Consider the following 15047-nt stretch of genomic DNA (forward strand, 5'->3'; position numbering starts at 1 on the left):
TGTCGGCGTTGCTTGCCTCTGCCTTCTGCGTTGCAAGCCGCGTGCCATGATATATCATATTGAAAACACGGCCCGCGGCGTGCGACGGCGTGGTGCGTCGCGTGGTGTGGCGCCACAGGTGTGGCGCCACACCACGGGCGCTTTGCCCGCCCTCGGGCCCTCGTGCTAGTGTGGCGGCAAAACACAAAAGATGTCGGGAGGAACGTACAGGATGGCGGCTGCCATGGAGCACATCCGCGAGGTCGAGAACGTCGCCCTCGGGCGGGCCTCGAAGCGCGATCCCTGGGTCGTGCAGTCGTGGCTGCGCTGCATCAACGAGCACCGGCTCGACCCGACACGGGCCTGCGAGGCGTTCATCCTGTCGGAAACCGAACTCCGGTTTCACCGGCAGCAGTCGGAGGAACTGATCTCCATCGCGCGTTCGGGGCTCGAAGGGCTCTACACCCAGATGGCCGGGCAGAACTACGTCCTGCTGCTCGGTGACAGCGCCGGCGTGGCGGTCGAATTCCTCGGCGACCCGAACTTTGACCACCGCCTGCGCAAGGCGGGGCTCTACCTCGGCGCGGAATGGTCGGAGCCAAGGGCGGGCACCTGCGCGATCGGCGCCTGCATCGCCACGGGCGAGGCGCTGACCATCCACCAGACCGACCATTTCGACGTGACCCACACGCCGCTCTCCTGCACCGCGGCGCCGATCTACGACACGCGCGGCGAGTTCGCGGCGGTGCTCGACATCTCGCTGCTCTCCTCGCCGATCGCCAAGGCCAGCCAGAACCTCGCGCTGCACATGGTCGCGGCGACAGTGCGGCGGATCGAGCTCGCGAACCTGATGGCCCAGACCCGGCACGAGTGGGTGCTGCGCTTTTCGCGCTCGCCCGACTTTCTCGACGTGGACCCGGAGGCCGGCGTCTCGCTCGACGGCTCGGGGCGCGTCATCGGCATGACCCACCGCGGCGCGCAGATCCTCGCCCGCGCCGCCGGGGTCAGCTGGCGGCGGCCGGAACTGCTGATCGGCCAGCCGCTCGGCCGGTTCTTCGAGCTTGGCGTCGACGACCTCGGCGAACTGACGCGGCAGCGTCCGACCCATGACCGCACCGTGGTCGCCCGCGACGGGAACCGGCTTTTCGCCCACGCCATCGAGCCGCAGCTTCGCCGGACCCGCCGGGCGCCCGCGCCGGCTCCGGTTGCCAGAGGCGCCCTCGCCCGGCTCGGCGCCGGCGACCGACAGATTGCCGCCCTGCAGGCGAAGGCCGCGAAACTGGCACCCACGGCGCTGCCGATCCTGATCCAGGGCGAGACCGGCACCGGCAAGGAATTTCTCGCCCGCGCGCTGCACGAGGCAAGCGGACGGCGCGGGCCGTTCGTGGCGATCAACTGTGCGGCGATCCCCGAGGCGCTGATCGAGGCCGAACTGTTCGGGCACGCCCCCGGCGCCTTCACCGGTGCCGCCCCCGGCGGGCGCAAGGGTCTGGTGGAGGAAGCTGCCGGCGGCACCCTCTTCCTCGACGAGATCGGTGACATGCCACTCGCCCTTCAGGCGCGGCTGCTGCGGGTGCTGGCCGAGGGCGAGGTAACGCCGATCGGGGCGCTCCGGCCGCGGCGCGTCGATCTGCGCGTGATCTCCGCCACGCACCGCGACCTGCCCGCCCAGGTCCGCGCCGGCACGTTGCGCGAAGATCTCTACTACCGGCTGTCGGCGGCAACCTTCGTCCTGCCGCCGCTTCGCGAACGCGAGGACTTCGACTGGCTGACCCAGCGCCTGCTCGACGGCCGTGCCCGCCTCTCGCCCAGCGCCAGCGCCAGCCTGCGCGCCCGGGACTGGCTCGGAAATCTCCGCGAACTCGGCAATGCCCTCGCGGTGGCGGTGGCGCTCTGCGAAGGCGGCGTCATCGAGCGCGCGGATCTGCCGCCGGAACCCGGCCAGACGCCCGCATTCGACGGCGAGGCCGAGGCTCTCCGCGCGGTTCTCGCCCGCTGCGGCGGCAACGTCTCGGAGGCCGCGCGCCAGATGCATGTGGACCGGACCACCGTCCACCGGCGAATGCGCCGTCTGGGCGTCGCTGCCCACTGAGGCCCGCGCGGAGACCCGCGCGCGCCGCGCCGTGCGGGCGAGTCCAGGCGGGTCTGAGTCGCGCCCGGCTGCTGTCCTGATCACCCGAGCGAGGCCGCATCGCGGAGATCACCATCTTAGATTGTAGTGAGTCCCGAAGAACAATCTAGGATTGTAACTCGATTTTATGTTATAACTACAAGATGTTAGCAGCTCCCCTCCCCGGGAAATGCGCATTCTGCATACATGTATCCTTTCACGGGAGCGCAGGGAGCTCCACGCTCGCTCCACGATTCAAAAGTGACTATTTGTTTATTCAGTTTGCAGTCGTCATGATGGTTCATAACCGGACGAGTCTCGGGAGAGGGCGCGGCCATGATGACGACGGATCACAGTCAGGCAGTGACGAAGGGCGAGGAGGCGCGAGCGTTCTTCCTGCTTGCGGTCGTGCTTTTCCCGGTGCTCAGCGTCGCCGTGGTGGGGGGCTATGGGTTCATCATCTGGATGTCCCAGCTCGTCTTCGGCCCGCCAGCCGGCTGAGGGGGGACGCAAGGTGCAATCCGACATCAGCACTCCCGTCTCGCGCCGCTCGCTCCTCGGACTGCCCGACGAGGCGCCCGGCCACATATCGAGCCTGATCGTGCGCTGCCGCCCCGAGAGCCTCGACACGGTCGCGGCGTGCATCGCGCGCCTCCGCATCGCCGAGGTCGCGATGGCCGCGACCTCAGGAAAGATCATCGTGACGCTCGAGACCCGCGACGAAGACGAGATCGTCGGAGCCATGGGGGCAATGGAACGGATGCGCGGCGTCGTCAGCGTCGCGCTGGTCTTTCACCAGACGGACGCCTGAAGCCTTTGCGAAGGAGCCGAGCCATGAGCGGGATCACGCGACGGGACGTCATCAAGGCACAGGCTGTCGCCGCGGCGGCGGTGGCGGCGGGCCTGCCGGTGCCCGCCCTTGCCCAGAACCTGACCACGGACGCGGCTCTGACCGGCCTGCAATGGGCGAAGGCGCCCTGCCGGTTCTGCGGCACCGGCTGCTCGGTCATGGTCGCGACCAAGAACGGCCGGGTCGTCGCCACCCACGGCGACGCCGAGGCGGAGGTCAATCGCGGCCTGAACTGCGTGAAGGGCTACTTCCTGTCGAAGATCATGTACGGCAGCGACCGCCTGACGCAGCCGCTCCTGAGAAAGCGCGACGGCGTCTTCCACAAGGATGGCGAGTTCACCCCCGTCTCATGGGACGAGGCCTTCGACATCATGGAGGAGAAGTGGAAGGCCACCCTCAAGGCCAAGGGGCCCCAGGCGATCGGCCTCTTCGGCTCCGGCCAGTGGACAATCTGGGAGGGCTACGCCGCGCTCAAGCTGATGAAGGCGGGTTTCCGGTCGAACAACATCGACCCGAACGCCCGGCACTGCATGGCGAGCGCGGTGGCGGGCTTCATGCGGACGTTCGGCATCGACGAGCCCATGGGCTGCTACGATGACATCGAGTACGCCGACGCCTTCGTCCTCTGGGGCTCCAACATGGCGGAGATGCATCCGATCCTCTGGACCCGCATCACCGACCGGCGCTTCAGCTTCCCGCACGTCAAGGTGGCGGTGATGTCGCCCTACCGCACCCGCAGCTTCGATCTCGCCGACATCCCGGTGATCTTCAAGCCGCACAGCGATCTCTACATCCTGAACTACCTCGCCAACGAGATCATCCGCCGCGGCAAGGTGAACGAGGCGTTCGTCACCGATTTCGTGAACTTCAAGCGCGGCAACGCGAACATCGGCTATGGCCTCAGGCCCGAGGACCCGCGCGAGCAGGCCGCCGAGCACGCCCACGACGCCAACGACGCGCACCCGATCACCCTCGAGGAGTACGCCGAGTTCGTCGCGCCCTACACCCTCGAGAAGACGGTGGAGGTGAGCGGGGTGCCGGCGTCGACGCTCGAACAGCTTGTCGAGATCTATGCCGATCCCGACGTGAAGGTCCTGTCGTCCTGGACGATGGGGGTGAACCAGCACACCCGTGGCACCTGGGTGAACAATCTCATCTACAACCTGCATCTGCTGACGGGAAAGATCGCGACGCCCGGCAACTCGCCGTTCTCGCTGACCGGCCAGCCCTCGGCCTGCGGTACCGCTCGCGAGGTCGGGACGTTCTCCCATCGCCTGCCGGCGGACCTCCAGGTCGCGAACCCCGAGCACCGGGCCCACTCCGAAGAACTCTGGAAGATCCCCCCCGGCACCATTCCCGACTGGGTCGGCCGGCACGCGGTCGAGCACAACCGCGACCTGAAGGACGGCAAGATCAACGTCTACTGGACGCAGGTGACGAACAACATTCAGGCGGGGGCGAACCTGCTTGAGGAGGGGCTGCCAGGCTTCCGCAACCCGGAGAACTTCATCGTCGTCTCCGACGTCTACCCGACCGCGACCTGCGAGGCAGCCGATCTGATCCTGCCGACCGCCATGTGGGTCGAGAAGGAAGGTGCCTATGGCAACACCGAGCGCCGGACCCAGTTCTGGCGGCAGATGGTGAGCGCGCCGGGCGAGGCGAAATCGGACCTGTGGCAACTCGTCGAGTTTTCCAAGCGCTTCAAGGTGGAAGAGGTCTGGCCGCCGGAACTCATCACGCCGGAATATGCCGGCAAGACGCTCTTCGACGTGCTCTACGCCAACGGCCAGGTCGATGCCTTCGAGCGCAGCGACGAGGATCTGGTCTACGCCAATCAGGAGTCCGAGGCCTTCGGTTTCTACATCCAGAAGGGTCTCTTCGAGGAGTATGCGGGGTTCGGACGCGGGCACGGCCATGACCTCGCGCCGTTCGACCTCTACCACACGGTTCGCGGCCTGCGCTGGCCGGTGATCGACGGCAAGGAGACGCGATGGCGGTTCAACCGCGACCATGACCGCTATGCCGCAGGCGAGAAGGGCTTCAAGTTCTACGGCCACGCCGACGGCCGGGCGGTGATCTTCGCCCTGCCCTACGAGCCACCCGCGGAATCACCGGACGAGGAATATCCGTTCTGGCTCTCGACCGGCCGGGTGCTCGAGCACTGGCACTCGGGCTCGATGACCCAGCGCGTGCCGGAACTCTTTCGCGCGGTGCCGGACGCGGTCTGCTTCATGCATCCCGACGATGCCGCGGCGCTCAATGTCCGCCGCGGCTCGGCGGTCCGCATCGTCTCTCGACGCGGCACGATGGAGACACGGGTGGAAACCCGCGGGCGCACGACGCCGCCCAAGGGCCTTGTCTACGTGCCATGGTTCGACGCCCGCCAGCTCATCAACAAGGTGACCCTCGACGCCACCTGCCCCATCTCGAAGCAGACGGACTACAAGAAATGCGCCGTCCGCATCGAACCGGTTTGAGGTGAGCCATGTACAGGGCAGCCATCGCCACCCTCGTCCTCCTCACCGCCAGCGCAGCCTTCGCGGACGGCGGGCTCGTCACGCTCAGGGGGGAGACACCCCTCGACGTCTCGACGACTCCGCCGCCGATGCCGTCGGTCGTCAACACCGATATCCGCGAGGTGCGGGGCTGGCCGGAACAGCCGCCGGTCATCCCGCATCATATCGACAACTATCAGATCGACCTCAACGTCAACCGCTGCCTCACCTGTCACGGACGCACGGCGGTCGGGGCGAGTCAGGCGCCGATGATCTCCATCACCCACTTCATGGGCCGCGATGGCCAGGTCCTCGCCGCAGTGACGCCGCGACGCTTCTTCTGCACCCAGTGCCACGTCACCCAATCCGATGTGCGGCCGATCGTCGGCAATGACTTCAAGGACGTGGACGATGTCATCAAGGCGATGGGGAAGCCGTGATGTGGCGGCTGGTGCGACGTACATGGGCAGTCATGCGCCGACCGAGTGTCCATTTCAGCCTCGGGTTCCTGACGCTGGGCGGCTTCCTGATGGGCGTGGTTTTCTGGGGCGGCTTCAACACCGCGCTCGAAGCCACGAACACCGAGGCCTTCTGCATCAGCTGCCACGAGATGCGCGACAACGTCTTTCAGGAGCTGCGGCAGACCATCCACTACACCAACCGCTCGGGCGTCCGGGCGAGTTGCCCGGACTGTCATGTGCCGCACCGCTGGACCAACAAGATCGCCCGCAAGATGCAGGCATCGAAGGAGGTGTGGGGCAAGATCTTCGGGACGATCAGCACGCGCGAGAAGTTCCTCGCCCACCGGCTGACGCTTGCCCGGAACGAATGGGCGCGCCTCGAGGCGAACGACTCCCTCGAGTGCCGCAACTGCCACTCGGCGGAGTCGATGGACATCACCCGGCAAAGCTCGCGCGCTGTGCAGGCCCACGAGCGGTTCCTCTTCTCCGGCGAGCAGACCTGCATCGATTGCCACAAGGGCATCGCCCACCGCCTGCCCGACATGCGGGCGGCGGCGCTGCGCCCTGACCCGGCGGCAATGGGCGACGCCCGGCGCTTCCTCGCGGCCATGGAGGAGTGAGCAGGAGAGAATCCGACACCGTGAATGTGTCGAAAGGAATGGTGCAGGTGGTCTAGGGGTCGATCACCTGCACCGGCGGCCGGCGCGACCCGCCCCCCGGGTCGTGCCGGTCGTTTAGTTTCGGGAGCCATCTTCGCGCGGGATGAGAGCGCGCAGGACATGCCGACGCCGCTCCGTTCGGAATGGAGATGGCCGCGGGCGTGGCGACCTGTGCTCTCGCACTGAGTGGCGAGCTCCTGCAACATGCGCCCGAGCAGCTCAATGGCCTTCTGGCAAGGGAAACCGGGAAGAGCTGCCTCGCACACCTGCAACTCGCCGCCCAGCTTGCCGCCGTCACGGGCAAACCGGGGTGCCGCGCCGCCTCCTGACCGAGAGCGGGAAGTGAAGGCCCACGGCCGGGCCTCCCCTACTCACCCGGCACCGGCCGGACGTCATAGACCTAAAGCTGCACCCCCCGGGTGAGCGCGCCGTCGATCACGAGGTTCGTGCCGGTGGTGAACGACGAGGCGGGGCTCGAGAGGAACACCACGCCGCGGGCGATCTCCTCGGGCTTAGCCATGCGTCCCGTCGGGTTCAGCGCCAGCGACTGGGCGAAGAGCTCGGGGTTGCCGGTCTCGATCTGATGCCAGATGCCACCCTCGAAGTAGGTGTTCCCCGGCGAGACCGCGTTCGCCCGGATCCCCTTGCCGGCGAGGTTCACCGCGAGGGTGTGCATGTAGTGCACGAGAGCGGCCTTGTAGGCGCCGTAGGCGTAGCCGGTGAAATCGCTCTCCCGGCCCGAGACGCTCGATATCGCGAGGATCGACGGCGCCGCCGAGGCTTCGAGGAAGGGCATCGACGCCTCTACGAGCCGGACCGTGTGGATGAGATCGACGTCGAAACCCGCGCGCCATGCGGCCTCGTCAGTGCCGACCGCGAGCGCCGAGACGTTCGCAACCACCATGTCGATGCCGCCGAGCGCCGCCCCCGCGCCCGCGACCCAGCCCTCGAGCGCCGCCTTGTCCGCGACGTCGAGTGCGGTGCCGAAGGCGCGCACCCCCTTTGCCTCGACGGCCGCCACGGTCTCCGCGACCTCGGCGGCGCTGCGGGCGCAGAAGCCGACGTGGGCGCCCTCCTCCGCGAAAATTTCCACCACGCGCCGGCCGATGCCCTTGGTGCCACCGGTCACCAGCGCCACTTTCCCCTTCAGGCCAAGATCCATGTCCGACTCCCTCAGCCGAGGTACTTCTTGGCGATCGAGGCGCCGAGCGTGTACTTCGGGTCCACCATGTTGCCAACACGCACCTTGCCGCACATGGTCAGCAGCAGATAGGCCTCGTCCTCGCCGACCCCGAGTTCCGTTGCCACCCAGCGGACGAGCTCGCGATAGGCGATGCGGGCCGCGTCCTCCATCGGCCGGGCGCTGCCGATCGTCATGACGAAGTCGGCGGTCTCGAGCCGGGGCCAGCCGATCGTGTGGCCCTTGATGAGATCGATCTGGATTTCGACCGTCGCCGGCATCTCGAGGGCGACGCCGCAAAGCTCGCCATCGCCCTGCACCGCATGGCAGTCGCCGAGGTAGAGCAGCGCGCCCCTGGTGTTGACCGGCAGGTAGATGATCGACCCCGGCCCGACGTCGGGAAGGTCCATGTTGCCGCCGTAGTAGTCCGGCTGAAGCGAGCTGATCGCCTCGATCTCGGGGCTCGTGCCGATCGTGCCGATGAAGGGCTCGTAAGGCAGCGTGATCCTGTCGGACCAGTAGACGCCGTTCTCGTCGACTTTCAGCTTCTTCACCTTCTCCGGCAGCGGCGCGTTCAGGAGCGCGGTCTGGCCGGTGCCGACGAGGCCGCCGAACTCGGGCAGCAGGCAGGTGGTGCCGACCGGCTGGGGGCCGCGCGGCTTGATCGAGCGGATGTAGACGGCGAGGCAATCGCCCTTCTCGGCGCCCTCGACGGCGATGGGGCCGGTCTGGGGATTGAGGAAGGGGAAGGTCAGGATCTCCGTCGGCTTGTCGGTCTCCGACGTGATCTTGCCCTCGAAGGCGTCGTGGGTCTCGACGGTGACGACCGCGCCCGGAGCGACGGTGATCACCGGATCGACGTAAGGCCCGTAGACGTAGTGGAACTGTCCCTGATCCTCGATGGTGATGCTGTGCCGGGCGCCCTCCTTGCCCCCGGCAACGCCCTGCCGTGCCATCAGCGATTGCTCGATCCAGCCCATGTCGTTCTCCATTCCTTCAGAGCGCGAGGAAGCGCTTCACCACGTCGCGGGAGCGGATCTCCGATCCGTCGAGGCGTGCGACGACGCGCCCTTCGTTCACCACCACGATCCGCGCGCGAGACGATCCGGGCGAGGTTCTGCGCGACGAGAAGCATCGTCAGCCCGAGATCGGCATCGCGGCGCCGGAGCATCCGAGCCACTCCGCGAGAACAGGAGTCCGACAGGCTCTCGCATGCCCCACACGAACCCGTGCCGGGGCGCCATTGCCAAAGTCGAAGATGATCGTCGGTGCCGCGAACTCTCTCAGCGTCGGGATCGGGCGTTCGTGTGCCCCAAGGTGGGCAATGCGACCGGACCTGTCAAGCGTGGTCATTGTGCAGGATCCGGCTGTTTGCCAGCCGCCTGACGGCGTTGCCGCGAGCCGGTCGGCGCTCAGCCGGACGGGCGCTTCCGTCCCCGGAGCGGCGCGAGGAGCGTCACGGGAAGGATGCCGATCGCGACGATGATAAGCGCGGCGATTGCCGCGTCCTCATAGGTGCCGCGCGCCGCCTCGCCATAGAGGTGCGTCGCCAGCGTCTCGAAGTTCAGCGGCCGGAGCAGCAGCGTCGCGGGCAGTTCCTTGGCGCAGTCGATGAAGACGATGAGGCCGGCGGCGGTGATCGCCGGCCGGGTGATCGGCAGGTGGACATCGCGCAGGGTGCCGGCCTCGCTGCGGCCGAGGGTGCGCGCCGCGTGATCGAGCGACGGCGACACCGGCGCGAGGCCAGCCTCGATGCCGCCGGTGCCGATCGCGAGGAACCGCGCGGCATAGGCGTAGACGAGTGCCGCGCCCGAGCCGAGCATGAGGAGCCCGACGCTGGCACCGAAGAAGGTCTGGGCCGCTGCCGCGATCTGCCTGTCGGCCAGCGTGACGACCGGCAGGATCCCGATCGCCAGCACCGTGCCGGGGATGGCGTATCCGAGCGAGGCGACCCGGCTGGCGGATGCGGTCAGCCGCGACGGCCGGAGCCGCGCGGCGCCGGTGACCGCGACCGCGAGCACCACGACGACAAGTGTCGCCATGCCGGCGAAGAGCGCGGTGTTGATCGCCTCGCCGATCAGCCGCGGCGAAACCCCGGCGAAGCGGATGCGCTCCGCCGCCTCGTAGACGAGGTAGCTCGCGGGCGCGAGAAATCCCAGCGCGACCGGCACGCTGCAGGCGGCGACGGCGCCCGCCGCCGCCCAACCCCGAAGGCGCACCGGCACGAGCGGATGCCGCCGACCGCCCACCGCGAAGCGCTGGCGCCGACGCGCGGTGCGCTCGACGGCGACGAGCGCCACCACGACGGCCAGCATGGCAAGCGCGATCTGTGCGGCGCCGGGCAGGTCGGAGCGGCTGATCCATGTGGTGTAGACCGAGACCGTCAACGTCCGCACGCCGAGGAACTCGGCCGCGCCGATGTCGTTCATCGCCTCCATCAGCGCGAGCGCCGTCCCCGCCGCGATCGCCGGCCGCGCGAGCGGCAACGCCACGGCGACGAACGACGCCAGCGGCCCGCGTCCGAGCGTGCGCGCCGCAGCCAGCGGATCGCCCGACTGCATCAGGAAGACCGCGCGCACCGGCAGGTAGACATAGGGATAGAGCACGAGCCCGAGCAGCAGGATGCATCCGCCCATCGAGCGGATGTCGGGCAGCCGCAGGTCCCGTGGACTGGCGATGCCGAGCCACGCCCTGAGCGTGGTCTGCACCGGCCCGATCGGGTGCAGCAGGTCGAGATAGGCATAGGCGATGATGTAGGTCGGCACCGCGAGCGGCAGGAGCAACGCCCACTCGAAGATGCGCCGCCCGGGAAAGTCGCAGGCCGAGACCAGCCAGGCGGTGGTGACGCCGATGGCCGCGACCATGAGTCCGACGCCGGTCAGCAGGATCGCCGTATCGCGCACCGCCACCGGCAGCACGTTGCGGGCGAGATGCCCCCAGAGACCCTCGCTGCCCTGTGCGGCAACGAGGGCGAGCGACACGACAGGCAGAAGCACCAGACCGGCGATCGCGAGCGCGGCCAGTTCCCAGCGTCCCATGCGCGGGCCCCGACCCCGCGCGGTGGTGCCGGCCGCGTCAGAGCGGCCGGCGATCAGCCCCTGGTCAGTTATCGAACCCGACCTCTTCTGCGAGCTCGCTCGCCGCCTTCCGCTGGCGGGCGATCTCGGTGAGGTTCACTTCATCCGTCGAGAGTGTGCCAAGCTCGGCGATGATCGGATCGACACCGGCCGACGCCCGCACCGGGTACTCGAAGTTCGCCTCTGCGTACTCCTTCTGCGCCGCGTCGGAGACGAGGTATTCGAGAAGCTGCACCGCCTGCTCGCGGTTCGGCGCGTTCTTCGCGACCGCGGCACCGGAGACGTTCACCTGCGTGCCGCCGTCCTCGAAGGTGGGCAGGATGACCTTGATCGCCTTGGCCCACTCCTCCTGCTCCGGCCCGCCGGCACCGCTGCGCATCAGGCCGACGTAGTAGGAGTTGGCGATGCCGATGTCGCAGATGCCGCCCATGATGTCACGCGCCACGTCCCGGTCGCCGCCACCGGCCTTGCGGGCGAGGTTGTCCTTCACGCCGGTCAGCCAGGTCCGCGCGGCGTCTTCGCCGTGGTGGACGATGTAGGCCGCGGTCAGCGCCACGTTGTAGGGATGCTGGCCCGAACGGATGCAGACCTTGCCCTTCCAGGCCGGATCGGCGAGGTCCTCGTAATGGAACTCGGACAGGTCCAGATCCTTCTCGGCGTAGAGCACCCGGGCGCGCTGCGACAGCGCGAACCAGTTGCCGGCCTCGTCCCGCAGGTTCGCCGGGATCGCCTCGCTCAGGACGGCGGACTCGACGGGCTGGGTCAGGCCACGGTCGGTGAGATCGACGAGATTGCCGATGTCGACGGTCATCAGCACGTCGGCGAGCGAAGCCGTACCCTCCTGCTGGACCCGCTCGGCCAGACCTTCCTTGAGGAAGATCGTGTTCACCTTCACGCCGCTCGAGGCGGTGAACGAGTCGAGCAGCGGCTGGATCAGCCCGGGCTCGCGCGTGGTGTAGAGGTTGAGTTCCTGCGCCGCCACAGGCATCACCGCCCCTGCCCCGGCCAGCGTCCCGACGAGAATGGCGAGTTTCGAAGCGTGCATCGTGATTCCTCAGTTTGTTCCGCACCGCACCATCTGATACATGACGAAATAAGTAAACATTCGAATCAGCAGTCGACGACGGTGATCGCAGGGGAACGAGGCAGGCCGGACGGCCCGGTGCTCGAGGCAGAGGGTCTGGTGCGGCGCATTGGTGGCCGGCGCGTTGTCGACGAGGTGAGCCTCGCCGTCAGCCGGAGCGAAGTCCTGTGCCTGCTCGGACCTTCCGGCTGCGGCAAGTCCACGACCCTGCGGATGATCGCCGGTGTCGAGCGACCGGACGGCGGCCGGATCCGCCTCGACGGCGAGGAGGTGAGCGGACCGGACGGGTTCGTGCCGCCGGAGCGGCGCTCGGTCGGACTGATGTTTCAGGACTTCGCGCTGTTTCCCCACCTCGACATCGCCCGGAACGTCGCCTTCGGCCTCCGCGACCTGCCGCGTGCGGACCGGGAGCGCCGGGCGCTCGATCTTCTCGGGCGGGTCGGCCTGGCGGACCATGTCGGTCGCTACCCGCACGAGCTCTCGGGCGGTGAACAGCAGCGGGTGGCCCTCGCCCGCGCGCTGGCGCCGGGGCCGCGACTGATGCTGATGGATGAGCCGTTCTCGGGCCTCGACGACCGGCTGAGAGACGGCGTGCGCGACGCAACGATCAGTCTGCTTGCGGAAAGCGGTACCTCAGCCCTGCTGGTGACCCACGATCCCGGCGAGGCGATGCGCGTGGCGGACCGGATCGCGCTGCTGCGGGCGGGGCGCATCGTGCAGCTCGGCAGCCCGCGCGAACTCTACGAGCGGCCGTCCGATCGTCGGGTCGCCGAATTCTTTTCCGACGTCAACGTGTTCACCGGCACGGTTGCCGGATCGGAAGTCGAGACCGCCCTCGGGCGCTTCACCGCCCCCGGCCTCGCGGACGGCACCGCAGCCGAGGTCGTCGTTCGCCCGCACCACCTGCGCGTCACTGCCGGCGGCGACCCGAACCCTGGGGCCGGGGGCGCGGCGGTTCAGCTCGAGCGTATCCGGTTCATTGGCCGGGAAAGCCTGCTCGACCTCAGAACCGGCGGCGGGCTCCCCGTGCGCGCGGTGCTGCCCGGCGCCCTCTCGTTCGAGCCGGGCGCCCGGCTCTGGATCAGCGTGTCCCGCGACCACGCCTTTGTCTTCGACGCGGTGCCGCGGGACTGAGTGCAGGCAGGGAACAGCTTGCGGCAGACACGCAGCCGCCGATTGCTACAGGACTTTCGCCCATGGACCCAGCCACCGCCCTCTCCGCGCTGCACGCGCTGTCCGATCCGGTGAAAGCCGCCGGGATGGCCGACTATCACAAGGCGCCCCGACGCTACCTCGGGATCGCCCTGTCCGACATGGAGCCACTCGTCGCCGACTGGCGGTCCAGTGCCAGCGTCGCCGAGCGCGTGGCGCTTGCAGCAGGCCTCTGGGACAGCGACATCCACGAGGCCCGCATCGCCGCAGCCAAGCTGCTGACCCAGGCGCGGATCCGCGAGGATGAGGCGATGGTCTGGTCCGAGCTTCAGCGGTGGGTGAGCGAATTCGACGCCTGGGCGATCGCCGATCATACGTGCAAAGCGATCGAGCGTCGGCTTGTCGCCGAGCCTGCCCGGCTTGACGTGGTGGAGACCTGGACCGGTGATCCGGTGATGTGGGTCCGGCGGGCCGCCCTCGTCGCGACGCTGCCCTGGGCGAAGCTCACCCATCCCTCGGCGGAGGATCTTCTGGCCCGCGAGCGTATGCTCGGGTGGGCGGCGTCGATGGTTGCAGATCGGAACTGGTTTATCCAGAAGGCGATCGGCTGGTGGCTCCGCACCCTGTCGGTCCATGATGCCGGGCGGGTCCACGCATTCGTTGACGGTCCGGGTGTCAGCCTGAAGCCCTTCGCCCGACGTGAAGCACTGCGGCGGCTCCGGGACGGAACGCCTACGGTTCAGAGAACCTCATGAAGCGCCAGCCGGTGCAGGTCATCCTCGATCGAGAGGATGAGCCGGTTGCCGGGCGTATCGAAGTCCTCGTCCGCGCCGAGCGACAAGGCCTTCCATATGGCGAACTTGCTGCGCACGGCGCGCAGCGTGTAGGCGCTGGTGCATGTCGCCCGCTCTGCCACGGTCGTCTCGAGGACCTGCAGCGTCTCGATCTCCGCCGCCGCCGCGCAGGCCGCCTCCCAGGTCGGTTCAAGCTCGCTGGCCTTTTCCTCGAGGAGGTGGCCGATCAGCGACATGTAGGTACACAGTCTGTCGAGGTCGTCGGGGAGTGCCTCAGCGCCTTGCCTGAGGGCCAGGATCAGCTGCATATCCAGTTTGGGGTTGATGCACACTTCGCGCTCCCGGACAACGTTTCCGGCGGAATACCGCCGATCCGGGGCCACGGCAATTAACCAATCCCCCGTAACGCGATCGCGTGACACCTACTGGCTCAGTATGTCCGCCGGAATGAGACCGAATCCCAACCCCCGCAGCGCCGCGGACATGCGGTCATAAACCCCCAGTTTCAGGTAGATGCGCCTCAGATGGGCATCAACGGTATGGGCTGAAATCCCGAGGATTTCCGCAATCGTGGCGTTGCTCTTGCCGCGCGCGACCCAGCCGAGAATCTCCGCCTCACGTGATGACAGGCTCGGCATCTTGCCAAGCGCGGGAATCAGCAGCTCGCAATACCGCAGGTGCATGGCCTGACAGACCCAGCGCAGCGCTTCGAGAACCTCCGGACTGAGACGCACTGTCCGCGCGATGTCGATGGCGAGGACGCCGTTGCGTCCGTTCGGTCCGAACACCTGGAGGCCGAGACCGTTCTTGATGCCCTGGATGCGGTACCTTCCCAGATGGAGCGCCTCGCGCGGCGACAGCGCGTCGAGCGACGCCATCTCATCGAGATAGATCGGCCGCACCGTATTCTGCAGCAACGCGGCGAGCGCCGCGATGCCGCGTGCCCGCGCGCTCAGGTACTGCTCCATCAGCGCCTCGCCGAACCCGGCGTTCTCCACCCTCAGGAGACCCGCGTCCGGCGCCCCAGGCGGCGGCAGGTGGTGATAGCCGATACGGAAAATTCCGATCTGCTTCACCGCAGCAACCAACAACCGCCAGACGTCTTCGATCCGGGTAGCGACCTCGATTTTGAGCGCGAACGCGATGGGGTCCATGCAACCGGCCTCTCGCAACCATTAGGCGAGCATTCCCTTTCGCCTACCCCCC

Annotated in this window: 15 protein-coding genes; 9 read left to right on the forward strand and 6 right to left on the reverse strand. The window is 68.0% G+C overall.

The genetic code is table 11. The features are described from left to right. The first annotated feature begins 211 nt into the window (after positions 1 to 211). The 7 genes from HNP73_RS01800 to HNP73_RS01830 all read left to right on the forward strand — a co-directional run bounded on the left by HNP73_RS01800 (position 212) and on the right by HNP73_RS01830 (position 6883). Complete coding sequence (locus HNP73_RS01800; protein ID WP_184146538.1) at positions 212 to 2071, forward strand: sigma-54-dependent Fis family transcriptional regulator; 1860 nt, start codon at positions 212 to 214, stop codon at positions 2069 to 2071. A 354-nt stretch (positions 2072 to 2425) separates the two neighbouring features. Further along, positions 2426 to 2590: a periplasmic nitrate reductase, NapE protein gene (gene napE / locus HNP73_RS01805; RefSeq protein ID WP_184146540.1), complete on the forward strand. Its 165-nt coding sequence runs from the start codon at positions 2426 to 2428 to the stop codon at positions 2588 to 2590. A gap of 13 nt (positions 2591 to 2603) precedes the next feature. Next, positions 2604 to 2900, forward strand: coding sequence for a chaperone NapD (locus tag HNP73_RS01810; protein ID WP_184146542.1), 297 nt, complete (start codon positions 2604 to 2606; stop codon positions 2898 to 2900). Between the two features lie 23 nt (positions 2901 to 2923). After that, on the forward strand, positions 2924 to 5416 hold the full coding sequence (gene napA / locus HNP73_RS01815; protein WP_184146544.1) for a nitrate reductase catalytic subunit NapA: 2493 nt from the start codon (positions 2924 to 2926) through the stop codon (positions 5414 to 5416). An 8-nt stretch (positions 5417 to 5424) separates the two neighbouring features. Further along, a complete protein-coding gene (locus HNP73_RS01820; RefSeq protein WP_184146546.1) occupies positions 5425 to 5874 on the forward strand; it encodes a nitrate reductase cytochrome c-type subunit in 450 nt (149 codons plus the stop codon). A 32-nt stretch (positions 5875 to 5906) separates the two neighbouring features. Continuing rightward, entirely contained in the window at positions 5907 to 6515 is a 609-nt protein-coding gene (locus HNP73_RS01825) for a NapC/NirT family cytochrome c (protein WP_425486612.1), read from the forward strand. Positions 6516 to 6703: 188 nt separating this feature from the next. Beyond that, positions 6704 to 6883, forward strand: coding sequence for a hypothetical protein (locus HNP73_RS01830; protein WP_221288125.1), 180 nt, complete (start codon positions 6704 to 6706; stop codon positions 6881 to 6883). Between the two features lie 71 nt (positions 6884 to 6954). On the opposite strand, the gene HNP73_RS01835 is transcribed toward HNP73_RS01830, so the two are convergent. The 4 genes from HNP73_RS01835 to HNP73_RS01850 form a co-directional block, all read right to left on the reverse strand. Continuing rightward, the gene (locus HNP73_RS01835) at positions 6955 to 7716 is read right to left on the reverse strand and encodes an SDR family NAD(P)-dependent oxidoreductase (RefSeq protein ID WP_184146552.1); all 762 of its coding nucleotides are present in this window, start codon (positions 7714 to 7716) and stop codon (positions 6955 to 6957) included. A gap of 11 nt (positions 7717 to 7727) precedes the next feature. Next, positions 7728 to 8714, reverse strand: a complete 987-nt coding sequence (locus tag HNP73_RS01840; RefSeq protein WP_184146554.1) for an acetamidase/formamidase family protein — start codon at positions 8712 to 8714, stop codon at positions 7728 to 7730. A 432-nt stretch (positions 8715 to 9146) separates the two neighbouring features. Continuing rightward, the gene (locus HNP73_RS01845; protein WP_184146556.1) at positions 9147 to 10772 is read right to left on the reverse strand and encodes an ABC transporter permease; all 1626 of its coding nucleotides are present in this window, start codon (positions 10770 to 10772) and stop codon (positions 9147 to 9149) included. A gap of 64 nt (positions 10773 to 10836) precedes the next feature. Continuing rightward, positions 10837 to 11856: an extracellular solute-binding protein gene (locus tag HNP73_RS01850; RefSeq protein ID WP_184146558.1), complete on the reverse strand. Its 1020-nt coding sequence runs from the start codon at positions 11854 to 11856 to the stop codon at positions 10837 to 10839. Positions 11857 to 11973: 117 nt separating this feature from the next. Here HNP73_RS01850 and HNP73_RS01855 point away from each other — a divergent pair, with 117 nt between their 5' ends. Beyond that, positions 11974 to 13029, forward strand: coding sequence for an ABC transporter ATP-binding protein (locus HNP73_RS01855; protein WP_343063177.1), 1056 nt, complete (start codon positions 11974 to 11976; stop codon positions 13027 to 13029). 62 nt (positions 13030 to 13091) lie between these two features. Further along, complete coding sequence (locus HNP73_RS01860) at positions 13092 to 13802, forward strand: DNA alkylation repair protein (protein WP_184146560.1); 711 nt, start codon at positions 13092 to 13094, stop codon at positions 13800 to 13802. Here HNP73_RS01860 and HNP73_RS01865 read toward each other — a convergent pair. Both HNP73_RS01865 and HNP73_RS01870 read right to left on the reverse strand, forming a co-directional pair. Continuing rightward, positions 13787 to 14149, reverse strand: coding sequence for a hypothetical protein (locus HNP73_RS01865; protein ID WP_184146562.1), 363 nt, complete (start codon positions 14147 to 14149; stop codon positions 13787 to 13789). The two genes, HNP73_RS01860 and HNP73_RS01865, sit on opposite strands and share 16 nt — an antisense overlap. Positions 14150 to 14263: 114 nt before the next feature. After that, the gene (locus tag HNP73_RS01870; protein WP_184146564.1) at positions 14264 to 14995 is read right to left on the reverse strand and encodes a helix-turn-helix transcriptional regulator; all 732 of its coding nucleotides are present in this window, start codon (positions 14993 to 14995) and stop codon (positions 14264 to 14266) included. Between the last annotated feature and the right edge of the window lie 52 nt (positions 14996 to 15047).

This window comes from Amaricoccus macauensis (assembly GCF_014201905.1).
In the GTDB taxonomy this organism is placed as follows: Bacteria; Pseudomonadota; Alphaproteobacteria; order Rhodobacterales; family Rhodobacteraceae; genus Amaricoccus; species Amaricoccus macauensis.